Raw genomic sequence first — 12,750 nt, 5'->3', positions numbered from 1 at the left:
TGCGTGACGCATAAATCATTTCGTATTATGGTATTGCATTTCGCACTGCAAATTTTCTTGCGTTATGGGCTGCGATATGTATAATCCAATCCATCGAACGACGGCGCACAAGAGCGCGCCAGAGTGCGAAAGCGAAAGCCGGTAACGTACCCAAATCGCTCGCCGCACCGCCCGCCATGACTGGCCCCGTTGATCGCCCGGTGTCTCCTCCACCCTCCTCCTTTGGTGGATTCAAACCCAAGTCCAACCGACTTGGGTTTTTTTTCGTCTTTTACAAGGCCTGCTTACAAGGCTTGTCGGGCGATGTAGTGATTCCGGCTGCGCTTCTGGTGCCCGGATGCATGGGGATGCGTCAGCATCTTGACGAAAAGGCACAACTTTGCTTGTGCGATCTGATCGTCAGCCCGTATAATGGCCGACTTTTCCGGTCATTGCCCCCGGAAAAAGAGTAGGGAGAGCCTGCAGATCCAAGCAGGAAGGCCAGGTCCCAAGGGCCGGCCAATTGACAGGACGCTAAAACGGCGACCGTCAACTTCGGGCAGATTTCAAAAATCAGGAAAAATCATGAAGACCTTTTCCGCCAAGCCTGCAGAGGTAAAGCGCGACTGGTACGTGATTGACGCGACGGACAAGGTCCTCGGCCGTGTTGCCAGCGAAGTGGCACGCCGACTGCGCGGCAAGCACAAGCCGGAATTCACTCCTCACGTCGACACCGGTGATTTCATCATCATCGTCAATGCAGCCAAGCTGCGCGTGACGGGTACCAAGGAACAGGACAAGAAGTACTACCGTCACTCGGGCTACCCGGGCGGTATCTACGAAACGACGTTCGGCAAGATGCAACAGCGTTTCCCGGGTCGCGCCCTGGAAAAGGCCGTGAAGGGCATGCTGCCGAAGGGTCCGCTGGGCTACGCGATGATCAAGAAGCTGAAGGTTTATGCCGAAGGCGAGCATCCGCATAGCGCACAGCAGCCCAAGGTGCTGGAAATCTAAGGGGGCCAATCCATGATCGGTAACTGGAATTACGGTACTGGCCGCCGCAAGAGCGCTGTGGCTCGTGTCTTCATCAAGTCTGGCAAGGGCGACATCGTCGTCAACGGCAAGCCCATCAAAGAGTACTTCGCTCGCGAAACCTCGCTGATGATCGTGCGCCAGCCGCTGGAGCTGACGGCTCACGGCGAAACGTTCGATATCAAGGTCAACGTGACCGGTGGTGGTGAAACCGGCCAGGCCGGCGCTGTCCGCCACGGCATCACGCGCGCCCTGATCGATTACGATGCCACGCTGAAGTCGGCTCTGTCGAAGGCTGGCTACGTGACTCGTGATGCTCGTGAAGTCGAGCGTAAGAAGGTCGGTCTGCACAAGGCACGTCGCCGGAAGCAGTTCTCGAAGCGCTGATGCGCATTTGCTGGTTCCGCTGCGCGGGGCCGGCAAATCCGAAAAAACCGCACGCTATGCCGTGCGGTTTTTTTTCGTCCGAAAACAGCCGAGTACTTCCGCCTTTATGGTGCATGTATACCAATTGTCACACTTTTCATTCGCGCAATGTTCAGCCAGCGATACAATCACGGGCCTGTGAAGCGAGGGGGGCGACAATGGGTGATGGGAACGCACGATGGGTTTGAGATACCGGCCATTGCGACCGCGCCGCGGTTTGCGGCTGCCGGCATCGGTGATCCGTGCGCACCGACCCTGGCGGACCCTGTTGCTGGCACTGCTTGCATCGGTTCTGGTTGGCGGCGTGCTGGCTGCCGGGGCGTACGATGCCGGGCGGCGTTCGGCCACGCCGGTTGCCGGTCCGGTGGCTGATTCGGCTGAAGCCGTGGCGCAGTTGCGTCAGCAACTGGCTGACCTGACCGCGGAGCGGGATCGCCTGCGCGCCACCGCGAATACTGCGGAGGCCGAGTTGCAGATGTCGCGTACGGCGCAGGAACGGCTTGCACAGCAGTTCAAGGCCGCGGAGGCCGAAACCGGTCAACTGAAGGAGGATTTGGGGTTCTTCGAATCGCTGCTTCCAGCTACCGGGGATACGTCGGGTATCCATGTACGCAGTTTCCGCGTCTCGCTGGACGAAGCGCAGCCGCGCGCCGTGCACTATCGCCTGCTCGCGATGCAAGGAGGGTCAAAAGCGTTTGTCGAGCAGTCCGAGTTCAAGGGTGATCTGCAATTCACGGTATCAGCGATTCGGGGTGGCAAGCCGCTGACGCTGGCCTTGCCGCAACCGGGCGACCCGCCATTGCCAGCGGTTCGGCTGACACATTACCAACGCCTGGAAGGCGACCTGAGGATTCCGCAGGATGCCGAAGTGCGTACCGTCTCGGTCCGTATCGTTCAGAACGGCCAGGTACGGGCGACGCAGTCGGCAACGCCGTAGTTCGCGTGAAGAGGAGAAAAAACATGCTGTTTTCGAAGAAGAAGGGCCTGTCCATCGACACCTTGATTGGCCAGGGCGCCTCCATGGAGGGCGATGTGACGTTTTCCGGCGGACTGCGCCTCGATGGTCGGGTGCGTGGCAACGTGGTGGCTGCCGAAGGCAAGCCCAGCATGCTGGTGATCAGCGAGAAGGGCGTGGTCGAAGGCGAGGTCCGCGTGGACCACCTGATCCTGAACGGCACCGTAACTGGTCCCGTGCACGCGGGCGAACTGCTGGAGCTGCAGCCGCACGCGCGGGTCTACGGTGAGGTGCGCTACGCGGCGCTTGAAATGCACCAGGGCGCGATTGTCGAGGGCCGGCTGGTACCGCTGGTACAGACCGAAGTGAAGGCCCTCCCCAACCATGCCCCGTCCGTTCCGGCAGTGGAGGCTTGCGACGTCACCGATGCCGCCGCCGCACCATCGGGGCAGGAGTCCGATGAGGACGGCAAGGCTCCGGAAGGTGCCGGAGTCGCCGCTTGAGCTGTTGATGACGCGCTGATTTGGCGTCGTCGAGCAGTGCTGCATAAGTAGCCATAGTCCCTTGAAAACCAAGGGTTTCGGCACGATTTGTGAGTAGCGCTTAGAATACGGGCGTATCTAACCAGGAGATTCCCCATGAACGCAGTCGCAGAGGCACCCGCAACCGAAGACGTGCCGGCACCGTTCGTCTTTACTGACAGCGCAGCCGACAAGGTCAAGCAGTTGATTGAGGAAGAGGGCAATGCCGACCTGAAGCTGCGCGTGTTCGTGCAGGGTGGCGGCTGCTCTGGCTTCCAGTACGGCTTCACGTTTGATGAAGACGTCAATGAAGACGACACCACGATGGTCAAGAATGGCGTGACGCTGTTGATCGACTCGATGAGCTACCAGTATCTGGTTGGCGCCGAGATCGACTACAAGGAAGACATCAACGGCGCGCAATTCGTGATCAAGAACCCGAATGCATCGACCACCTGCGGTTGTGGTTCGTCGTTCTCGGTCTGATCCGGGCTCGTCCCCAAGAAAAAAGCGCACCAGCTGGTGCGCTTTTTTTATCCCGACGTCTCCGGCTGAGCCTGATATTCAGCGCGGGTAGATGGCTCCCAGCACGCGCGGGCCTGCAGCGCCAGTAACGGTTGGAACGTTTCCAAAAGCGCGCCGCACGCATTGCCGTGCCAGCCATGCAAACGCGATGGCTTCCACTTGCGATACCGGCACGCCAAAGTCCGCCGTTGTCTGTACCTGCACGTGCGGCAACAGCTGCGCCAGCGTGGCCATGACAAACGCGTTGTGCGCGCCGCCGCCGCAGACGATCAGCCTTTGCGCATGGGGCGCGTACCGCTGAACGTCCTGAGCGATCGCGGTGGCCGTCAGCGTGGCCAGCGTCGCCTGCACGTCAACGGCAGGCGGCTGCCTATCGTCAAGCGGCTCCAGCAGCGTCTGCAGCCATCCCGGATGAAACAGGTCGCGCCCGGTGCTCTTGGGCGGCGGGGCGCGGAAGTAGGGCTCGGCCAGCATTTGCGCCAGCAGCGCCGTATCGACCTTGCCGCTCGCGGCCCACGCGCCGCCATCATCGTAGGGCGTGCCGCAGTGCCGTTGATTCCAGTCGTCGAGCAGCGCATTGCCGGGACCGCAGTCGAATCCCGTCACCGGACGTCCGGTATTGGTTGCGGGCAGGATGCTGATATTGGAGATGCCGCCGATATTGCAGACCACGCGCGTTTCGCCGGCAGCGCCGAACAGCGCGGCGTGCACCGCCGGCACCAGCGGCGCGCCCTGGCCACCGGCGGCAATGTCACGGCTACGGAAGTCCGCCACCACATCGATGTCGGCCAGCTCGGCCAGCAGCGCGGGGTGCTGGCTCTGGCGGGTATAGCCGATGCCGTCGTACTGGCCTGGCCGATGGCGGATCGTCTGGCCGTGCGCGCCGATCGCGGTCACGCTGCCGGCCGGCACATCGGCCGTGCGCAGCAGTGCGGCCACGCAGTCCGCATAGACTCGCGCCAGGCTGTTCGATGCCATTGCCTCGCGATGAATCTCATCGTCGCCAGGCTGCTGCAGCGCGCCGAACGCCTCGCGCAGTGGCGCGGGGAACGGGGTGTGGGCGGCCGCCAGCACCACGGGCTGCGCGCCCGAGAAATCGACGAGCACGCCGTCCGCGCCGTCCATGGAGGTGCCGGACATCAGGCCGATATACATCTCGCTGGACTGCGTGGCGGCGGGCATGGTCAGTTGCTTGCGGTCAGGACGTTATAGGTGCGCAGCATGTTGATGCGGCTCAGCATGGCGCTCGTGTAGTTCAGGAATTCCCCGCGCGACTTGCCGGTCAGCGTCGGTGCTTCCATCAGCGTCGTCGTCAGCGGGTTCTGCGGTACGTCGTTGTAGCGGAACTCGTAATGCAGGTGCGGCCCGGTGGCCCAGCCCGTGGCGCCGACATAGCCAATCACCTCGCCCTGGCTCACGTGCTGGCCGTCACGCACGCCGGCAAAGCGGGACAGGTGCGCGTAGTACGTGGAGTAGCCGCCAGCGTGCCGCAGGACGATGAGGTTGCCGTAGCCGTTCTGCTGGCCGACGAATTCGACCGTGCCTTCGCCCGACGCAAATACCTTGGTGCCGGTGGGGGCGGCGAAGTCGACGCCCTTGTGCTGCGCCCACTTGTGGTGAAGCGGATGGTCGCGCCCGCCAAAGCCAGACGACACGCGCGAGAACTCCACGGGAGAGCGCAGGAACGGCCGCTTCATGCTGCGCCCGTCGAACGTGTAGTAGGCGCCGGACTCGCCGTCAGTCGGCGCGTACCAGAGTGCCTGGTACAGCGTGTTGCGGTTGATCAGCTCGATGGCCACCACACGGCCGTTGCGCACGAACGCGCCGTCGCGGAAGCCCGCTTCGTAGACGATGCGGAAGCGGTCGCCACGCGCAATGTCGTGGTGGAAGTCGATGACCCCCGAGAAGATCGAGATCATCTGGCCGACGACATCGTCCGGCACGTTGGCGGCGTCCATCGACTTGAAGAAGCCGTTGGCGTCGATGGCGCCAGAGGCCATCTCGTAGTGCACGTCGTTGTTCACCGACGCGACGCGCGCCTTGTAGGAGTAGTCGCCGCCTTCCTTCTGCGGGGCCACGCGCTCCACCACAAGTTCGCGCGAGGCCGAGGCATCGCCGCCAAGGTTGGCGTGGAGCGACACCAGCAGGTTGCTGTCGTCGACCTCGGCCTGCACGGTCTGGCCAGGGTTCAGGTCGAACAGGCCGCGCGCGGTCGCGTTCTTGATGATGAACGACTGCACGTCAGGATCGTCGACGCCGAGCCGGCGCAGCAGCGTGGCGATGGTATCGCCACGCTGCATGCGTTCCTGGCGCACGTAGACGCTGTGTTCATCGGTTTCAGTCAGCAGTTCAAGCTGCTGGCGCACGTCCGGCATGCGCAGAGACTGCTGCACGCGCGGGGCGAGCGGATCGTCGAATGCGTTGCGGGGGGCAACGCCCATTGCCGCAGCCATGCCGAGCGTGAAGACCGCGCCGACGGCGACGGTCAATTGCTTGCGGCGGCGGGCATGCTGGGGGTTCGTAGGGTCGACAAGGACCACCAGCTCGCGCGCGAAAACTTCGCGGAGACTAGACCACATCACGTAGAATTCAAGCTTTCTGTATTGCCAGGGCCGCTGCCGCGACGATATGTGTCGTCTGCCTTCCTCCCCCGAGGTGCGGTGCGGGCGTTGTTTGTTTGCCGCCTAAAATGACGGTTGGCCGACGGGTAGCCCCGACTGGCACAAAGCGCGGATTATACCAGAACAAGTCTGGATGTCCGTCGTAGATTCTTTATTGATTTCAACGACTTACGTCATGAGTGAAGTGTCCCCGGCCGCCGCGGCCAACTATCCACTTACGCCGTCGGTGATGCGCGCACTGGAGATCACCAAGCGCGGCTGCGACGAGCTCCTGGTTGAATCCGAATGGCTGCGCAAGCTGGCCCGCAGCGAGGCCACCGGCGTGCCGCTGCGGATCAAGCTTGGCCTGGATCCGACTGCTCCCGATATCCACCTGGGCCACACGGTGGTCCTGAACAAGCTGCGACAGCTCCAGGACCTGGGCCACCAGGTGATCTTCCTGATCGGCGACTTCACGTCGACGATCGGCGATCCGTCCGGCCGCAACTCCACCCGCCCGCCGCTGACCCGCGAGCAGATCGAGGCCAACGCCCAGACCTACTATCGGCAGGCCAGCCTGGTGCTGGACCCGGCCCGGACCGAGATCCGCTACAACAGCGAGTGGTGTGACCCACTGGGCGCACGCGGCATGATCCAGCTCGCGGCCAAGTACACCGTCGCCCGGATGATGGAGCGTGACGACTTCACCAAACGGTTCCGGTCTGGGATTCCGATTTCGGTCCATGAGTTCCTTTACCCGTTGATGCAGGGTTACGATTCGGTCGCCCTGAAGTCCGACCTGGAACTCGGCGGCACCGACCAGAAGTTCAACCTGCTGGTGGGGCGCGAACTGCAGAAGGAGTACGGCCAGGAGTCGCAGTGCATCCTGACCATGCCGCTGCTGGTGGGCCTGGACGGCGTCGAGAAGATGTCCAAGTCCAAGAACAACTACATCGGCGTGACCGAGGCTCCGAACGACATGTTCGGCAAGCTGATGAGCATCTCGGACGACCTCATGTGGCAGTACTACACGCTGCTGTCGTTCCGCCCGATGAACGAAATCGACCTGATGAAGGAAGAGGTGGCCCTGGGCCGCAACCCGCGCGACTGCAAGGTGGCGCTGGCGCAGGAGATTGTCACGCGCTTCCACAGCCAGGCTGACGCCGAGCGCGCGCTCGAGGATTTCAACCACCGCGCGCGCGGCGGCGTGCCCGACGACATCCCGGCCGTGAGCCTCGAAGGCGCGCCGCTGGGCATCGCGCAACTGCTCAAGCAGGCCAACCTGGTGCCGTCGACGTCCGAGGCCAACCGCAATATCGAGCAGGGCGGCGTGAAGATCGACGGCGCCGTGGTCAGCGACAAGTCGACCAAGGTGACGGCGGGCACGTACGTGGTGCAGGTGGGCAAGCGCCGCTTTGCTCGCGTGACGCTGTCCTGAGCCCGAGCCAGCGATGATCGCCCTGATCCAGCGCGTATCGCAGGCGCGCGTGACCGTGGATGGCCGTACCACCGGCGAAATCGGCGCTGGCCTGCTGGCGCTGGTCTGCGCCGAGCGCGGCGATACCGAGGCGCAGGCCGAGCGGTTGCTGGCCAAGCTGCTGTCGTACCGCGTGTTTTCCGACGCGGATGGCAAGATGAACCTGCCGGTGCAGAACATCGATGGCAGCGGGACGGCGGGCGGCCTGCTCGTGGTGTCCCAGTTCACGCTGGCCGCCGATACCAACAGCGGCACGCGTCCCAGCTTCACCCCGGCTGCCTCGCCCGAGGACGGCCGCCGCCTGTACGATCACTTCGTGACCCGCGCGCGCGTTGCGCATCCGTCGGTGCAGACCGGCGAATTCGGCGCGATGATGCAAGTCAGCCTGACAAATGATGGTCCCGTGACGTTCTGGCTGCGCGTGCCGCCGGCCGCGAACGCCTGACCGCCGCCTGACATCGACATCCAAGGAGATCCCCATGAAACTCTGGAGCAAGGCATTTGCCGACAATGCGCCGATCCCCGGCGAATTTGCGTTCTGCGTGCCCGACGCGGCTAGCCATGTGACGCTGTCGAGCAACCGCAACCCGGACCTGCATTGGGATGACGCACCTGCCGGCACGCGTTCGTTCGTGCTGATCTGCCACGATGGCGACGTGCCGAGCAAGGGTGACGACGTGAACCAGGAGGGCCGCGAGATACCGGCATCGCTGCCGCGCGTGGACTTCTTCCATTGGGTGCTGGTGGACATCCCGCCCGGCCTGAACTCGGTCCCTGCCGGCTCGCACAGCGACGGCGTGATCGCGCGCGGCAAGCCGGGCCCAGAGGCGCTGGCGGGTACCGCCACGGCAGGCGGGCTGCGCCACGGCCTGAACGACTACACGGGCTGGTTCGCTGGCGACGCGGACATGAAGGGCGACTATTTCGGCTATGACGGCCCGTGCCCGCCGTGGAACGATTCGATCATCCACCACTACGTTTTCACCGTGTACGCGCTGGACATCGACCGCGTGCCGGTCGAGGGCAAGTTCACCGGTGCGGACGTTCGTCGTGCGATCCAGGGTCATGTGCTGGCCGAGGCCCGCCTGACCGGGACGTACACCCTTAACCCGAGGCTCGTGAAATAACCCTGTTCGCGATGCCGGGCACCAGACCTGGCGCGAACCGCCGCCCCCCGAGGAACCGGAATGTTGCAAAGCACCGGCCCGCAAACGCTGGCCTACACCCACCTGATCGTGATCCGCCATGGCGAGACGGCCTGGAACCGCGAACGGCGGCTGCAGGGCCAGATCGACATTCCGCTCAACGAGACCGGACGCGCACAGGCCCGCGCGCTGGCCGAGGCGCTGGCCGGCGAGCCGATCGATGCGGTCTACACGAGCGACCTCGGCCGTGCCATGGAAACGGCTGCGCCGCTTGCCGAGACGCTGGGGCTGCAGGTGCGGCGCGAGCGGCGCCTGCGCGAGCGTTGCTATGGCGACCTTGAAGGCATGACCTACGCCGAGGTGGCCGAGAAGCGCCCCGAGGATTTCGCGCGCTGGCAGGCGCGCGTGCCTGATTACGCGCCGCCCGCCGGTGAATCGCTGCGCGAGTTTCACGATCGGGCCGTGGAGGTGGCGTTGTCGCTGTCGCGCCGCCATCCCGGCGAGCGGATCGCGCTGGTGGCCCACGGCGGCGTGCTCGACTGCCTCTATCGCGAGGCGATGGGCATGACGCTTGAAGCCCCGCGCGAGCACGAACTGCTCAATGCCAGCATCAACCGGTTGCGCTGCGACAGCGCCAACCTGACGCTGCTCCAGTGGGCCGATGTCAGCCACCTGGAAGCGCTTACGCTCGACGAAGTGGATCGACGCGTCCCCTAGAAGCGGGAGCGTGGCGGGGCCAGCGGCCGCCGGACCACAGCTTCGACTTCGCCAGCACCACGCGCTTGGCGCCGGCACCCGGTCCCACCATAAAAAACTCCCGGCCTGAGCCGGGAGTTGTCCAATCGCAGGAGGAGGAGAAACCCTGCGCGTTACAGCTCCAGCTTGCTGATCTTGGACCCATCGAGCGAAACGTCGAACATCAGGCCGGCATTGGTCTGCACGAAGGCGATCACCGGCTGTTGTCCCGTGACCGTGTCCACTTTGCCGTTGGCGCCGACCTTGGCCAGCGCCACGCTGGCATCCACGCCGGCCGTCCAGCCCTTCGACTGCACGAACTTGTTGTAGGCCTCCGGCGTCATGAACATGATGACCACCGAGCGCGACTGGCCGCCGGCGGTCAGGCCGAACGATGCGGCGATCGTGCGGTAGTAGCCCACCGTCGAACCCTTGCTGCGCAGCGAGCCATCGCCGTACTCGCCACCAATCACCAGCCCGCCTGCCAGCACGCGCGGGAACACCAGAATGCCCTGGGCCTTGTTTGCCAGATCGCGCGAGCCGTCGACCGAGGTGAACAGACGGTTCAATGTCCCCTCGGAACCAGCGTCGATCTCCTGGCGCCGGGCCACGGGGTCCTTCGAATCGCTGGAGCCGGTGGTCGTGCAGCCCGCCGCCACCGCGGTGGCGGCAAGCAGACCAGACCCGGCCACGCGGGTGACAAAGTGGCGTCGATTCATTGTTGTTCTCCTGATTGGGATCGCAGGCGGGTCACAGGCTGGAAATCAGCCGGCGGTCGGCGACTTGACGGTGATGGCTACCACTTCGCGCACAACGATCTTGGCCATTTGTCCCTGCTTGACGTTCGCCAGGTCGATATTCGGATCCTGCACCTTCACGGTACGCAGGGTTTCGCGCGGGCCGCGGAACGTCACCAGGCGCTTGGCCACATCCACCTTGGTGATCTGCGCGGTGATCGTGGTCGTGATCTCGCGCATCACGCCCGGCTTGCCGCCCTCCTGTGCATGGGAAACGCGCTCCACCTGTTCCATCAGCGCGGTGTCCTTGCTGCCCACCGGCTCCAGCGACGCGACGATGGCCGCGCCGCGCGTCAGCGTGACGATGTCACCCTTGCGCACGTTGCCGATGTTCTTGGCTTCGTCACCGGCCACCAGTTCGACGAGATTGCCGCGCGGGCCCTGTACGAGCACGGCTTTGGACTGCGGGTCGATATCGACCACCTTGCCGCTGACCACGGCCTCCTCGGCCACGCCGATCGGCGCCGGCGTCGTCGACGGCTTCTGTGCATGGGCTGCACCTGCCACGCCGAATGCCAGGCAGGCAGCGGCGGAGAGTGCGGAAATCAGGGAGGTACGGCTGGCTCGGAGTGTCATGGCTGATCCTTATTGCGCGAGCGCGCTTGTAGTAAAGGGATTCAGCCATTGTGGACAACCGGCCAGAGGCCAGCAATCCACTTCGAAAAAATTTGCGACGGGCCCTAAAACGTTTAATTGAGGCGCCCGCCGCGTGCCGGAGGAGCAGGAAGGATCAGGGAGCGTCGAACATCTCGGCGCCGCCGTTGTTCCGCGGCGATGCCAGGCCGAAATGGCGGTATGCGGCGGCTGTGGCGACGCGGCCGCGCGGTGTGCGCTGCAGATACCCCTGCTGGATCAGATACGGCTCTAGTACGTCTTCGATCGTGTCGCGCGATTCGCCGATCGCGGCGGCCAGGTTGTCCACACCAACCGGCCCGCCGTCGAACTTGTGCAGCACGGCTTCCAGCAGCTTGCGGTCCATCAGGTCGAAGCCGACGGTGTCGACATCGAGCATCGCAAGTGCCGCATCCGCAAGTTTCTGGGTGATTGTGCCGTCACCCTTGACCTCGGCGTAGTCGCGCACGCGGCGCAGCAGCCGGTTGGCGATTCGCGGCGTGCCTCGCGCACGGCGCGCGATCTCCAGCGCTCCGGCGGAGTCGATGGTGGCGTTGAGCAAATGGGCCGAACGCGCCACGATGCGCGACAGTTCCTCCGGCGTATAGAACTCCAGCCGCGCCACGATGCCGAAGCGGTCGCGCAGCGGATTGGTCAGCATGCCGGCGCGCGTGGTGGCGCCCACCAGCGTGAACGGCTGCAGGTCGAGCTTGACCGACCGGGCCGCGGGGCCTTCGCCGATCATGATGTCGATCTGGTAGTCCTCCAGCGCCGGATACAGGATTTCCTCGACCACCGGCGACAGCCGGTGAATTTCGTCGATGAACAGGACGTCGTGGGCTTCGAGGTTGGTCAGCAGCGCGGCCAGGTCGCCCGGGCGCTCCAGCACCGGGCCCGAAGTCTGCCGCAGGTTGACGCCCATCTCGCGCGCGATGATGTGGGCCAGCGTGGTCTTGCCCAGCCCAGGCGGGCCAAACAGCAGCACGTGATCCAGTGCCTCGCGGCGCTTGCGGGCCGCGTGCATGAAGATGTCCAGCTGGCCGCGTATCTTTTCCTGGCCGACGTACTCGTCGAGCAGCTTCGGGCGCAGTGCGCGCTCGAACGCTTCCTCGTGGCTGGAGGCGGGCGTGGCCGAGATCACGCGGTCGGGCAGGCGGTCGGCGCCGGTCAGCTTGTCGGTTTCAATCATGGCAGTCAGAAGCAATTTGCCGCCATTCTACGCTGCGGCCCCCGGCCTCAACTCTCCCTTAACTCTCCCACAACGCTTCCTCAGCCGTTCTTCAACCCTTCGACAGTGCCTTCAGCGCAAGCTTGATGCCGTCGGATACTCCAGTGCCGGCCGGAACCTGCTTGATCGCCAGCGCGGCTTCCTTCTCCGAGTAGCCCAGCGCCAGCAGCGCGTTGAGAACATCGACGGCGCTATCGGATACCGGCGTGACCCCCGGCGCGTGGCCGAGTTCGGCACCGAGCTTGCCCTTGAGTTCCAGCAGCAGCCGTTCGGCGGTCTTCTTGCCGATGCCGGGGATCTTCGTCAGCCGGCCCGCTTCCTGCATCGTGACGGCCTGCGCCAGCTCCGGCACAGATAGCCCCGACAGCACGGCCAGCGCCGTGCGCGCGCCGATGCCGGTGATCTTGATCAGCTCGCGAAACGTATTGCGCTCGGTGGCCGTGGCAAAACCGAACAGCAGGTGCGCGTCCTCCCGCACGATCTGCTGGGTCAGCAGCGTGACGGGGTGGCCAATCGCGGGCAGGTTGTAGAACGTGCTCATCGGCACGTCGATCTCATAGCCGACGCCGTGGCAGTCGACCAGCAGATGCGGGGGATTCTTCTCAAGCAGGGTGCCGGCGATGCGTCCGATCATGATGGGTGCGATGGAGATGCGAAACTGGCCGCAAGTGTAGCGCGGCCAGCGGCATCCATGCGCCGTGTTTGCTTCCTTCTCACG

15 protein-coding genes are annotated in these 12,750 nt (G+C 64.3%); 9 read left to right on the top strand and 6 right to left on the bottom strand.

Annotated elements, in window-relative coordinates; all coding sequences use genetic code 11:
- Positions 1 to 564: 564 nt before the first annotated feature.
- From rplM to erpA, 5 genes are all read left to right on the top strand, one after another.
- Entirely contained in the window at positions 565 to 993 is a 429-nt protein-coding gene (gene rplM / locus B552_RS0100685) for a 50S ribosomal protein L13 (RefSeq protein ID WP_019447062.1), read from the top strand.
- Between the two features lie 12 nt (positions 994 to 1,005).
- A complete protein-coding gene (rpsI, locus tag B552_RS0100680; protein WP_019447061.1) occupies positions 1,006 to 1,398 on the top strand; it encodes a 30S ribosomal protein S9 in 393 nt (130 codons plus the stop codon).
- Positions 1,399 to 1,705: 307 nt separating this feature from the next.
- Positions 1,706 to 2,374: a DUF6776 family protein gene (locus tag B552_RS0100675; protein ID WP_237718135.1), complete on the top strand. Its 669-nt coding sequence runs from the start codon at positions 1,706 to 1,708 to the stop codon at positions 2,372 to 2,374.
- Positions 2,375 to 2,397: 23 nt separating this feature from the next.
- On the top strand, positions 2,398 to 2,895 hold the full coding sequence (locus tag B552_RS0100670) for a polymer-forming cytoskeletal protein (protein ID WP_019447059.1): 498 nt from the start codon (positions 2,398 to 2,400) through the stop codon (positions 2,893 to 2,895).
- Positions 2,896 to 3,030: 135 nt separating this feature from the next.
- Positions 3,031 to 3,399 (top strand): iron-sulfur cluster insertion protein ErpA, encoded by a 369-nt coding sequence (gene erpA / locus B552_RS0100665; RefSeq protein ID WP_019447058.1) that lies wholly within the window; start codon positions 3,031 to 3,033, stop codon positions 3,397 to 3,399.
- 78 nt (positions 3,400 to 3,477) lie between these two features.
- Here erpA and B552_RS0100660 read toward each other — a convergent pair whose 3' ends face one another.
- Entirely contained in the window at positions 3,478 to 4,620 is a 1,143-nt protein-coding gene (locus B552_RS0100660) for an anhydro-N-acetylmuramic acid kinase (protein WP_019447057.1), read from the bottom strand.
- Positions 4,621 to 4,622: 2 nt separating this feature from the next.
- On the bottom strand, positions 4,623 to 6,017 hold the full coding sequence (locus B552_RS0100655; RefSeq protein ID WP_019447056.1) for a M23 family metallopeptidase: 1,395 nt from the start codon (positions 6,015 to 6,017) through the stop codon (positions 4,623 to 4,625).
- 217 nt (positions 6,018 to 6,234) lie between these two features.
- On the opposite strand from B552_RS0100655, the gene tyrS reads away from it, so the two are divergent.
- From tyrS to B552_RS0100635, 4 genes are read left to right on the top strand one after another with little or no spacing between them, the layout of a single operon-like run.
- Positions 6,235 to 7,476 carry a tyrosine--tRNA ligase gene (gene tyrS, locus B552_RS0100650; RefSeq protein ID WP_019447055.1) on the top strand — a complete coding sequence of 414 codons (1,242 nt, stop codon included), beginning with the start codon at positions 6,235 to 6,237 and terminating at the stop codon, positions 7,474 to 7,476.
- Positions 7,477 to 7,489: 13 nt separating this feature from the next.
- Complete coding sequence (gene dtd, locus B552_RS0100645; RefSeq protein WP_019447054.1) at positions 7,490 to 7,960, top strand: D-aminoacyl-tRNA deacylase; 471 nt, start codon at positions 7,490 to 7,492, stop codon at positions 7,958 to 7,960.
- Positions 7,961 to 7,994: 34 nt separating this feature from the next.
- On the top strand, positions 7,995 to 8,642 hold the full coding sequence (locus B552_RS0100640) for a YbhB/YbcL family Raf kinase inhibitor-like protein (RefSeq protein WP_019447053.1): 648 nt from the start codon (positions 7,995 to 7,997) through the stop codon (positions 8,640 to 8,642).
- A gap of 60 nt (positions 8,643 to 8,702) precedes the next feature.
- Entirely contained in the window at positions 8,703 to 9,377 is a 675-nt protein-coding gene (locus B552_RS0100635; RefSeq protein ID WP_019447052.1) for a histidine phosphatase family protein, read from the top strand.
- Positions 9,378 to 9,529: 152 nt separating this feature from the next.
- Here B552_RS0100635 and B552_RS0100630 read toward each other — a convergent pair whose 3' ends face one another.
- The 4 genes from B552_RS0100630 to ruvA all read right to left on the bottom strand — a co-directional run bounded on the left by B552_RS0100630 (position 9,530) and on the right by ruvA (position 12,666).
- A complete protein-coding gene (locus tag B552_RS0100630; RefSeq protein ID WP_019447051.1) occupies positions 9,530 to 10,114 on the bottom strand; it encodes a YSC84-related protein in 585 nt (194 codons plus the stop codon).
- 45 nt (positions 10,115 to 10,159) lie between these two features.
- Positions 10,160 to 10,768 (bottom strand): hypothetical protein, encoded by a 609-nt coding sequence (locus B552_RS0100625; protein WP_019447050.1) that lies wholly within the window; start codon positions 10,766 to 10,768, stop codon positions 10,160 to 10,162.
- Positions 10,769 to 10,922: 154 nt separating this feature from the next.
- On the bottom strand, positions 10,923 to 11,993 hold the full coding sequence (gene ruvB / locus B552_RS0100620; protein ID WP_019447049.1) for a Holliday junction branch migration DNA helicase RuvB: 1,071 nt from the start codon (positions 11,991 to 11,993) through the stop codon (positions 10,923 to 10,925).
- Between the two features lie 91 nt (positions 11,994 to 12,084).
- Positions 12,085 to 12,666, bottom strand: a complete 582-nt coding sequence (gene ruvA / locus B552_RS0100615; RefSeq protein WP_019447048.1) for a Holliday junction branch migration protein RuvA — start codon at positions 12,664 to 12,666, stop codon at positions 12,085 to 12,087.
- Positions 12,667 to 12,750 lie beyond the last annotated feature (84 nt).

Origin of the sequence: Cupriavidus sp. BIS7 (assembly GCF_000292345.1) — a bacterium.
Classification (GTDB): Bacteria; Pseudomonadota; Gammaproteobacteria; order Burkholderiales; family Burkholderiaceae; genus Cupriavidus.
Note: the sequence above shows the minus strand (reverse complement) of the source record. Positions and strands in the feature narration are given on the sequence as shown.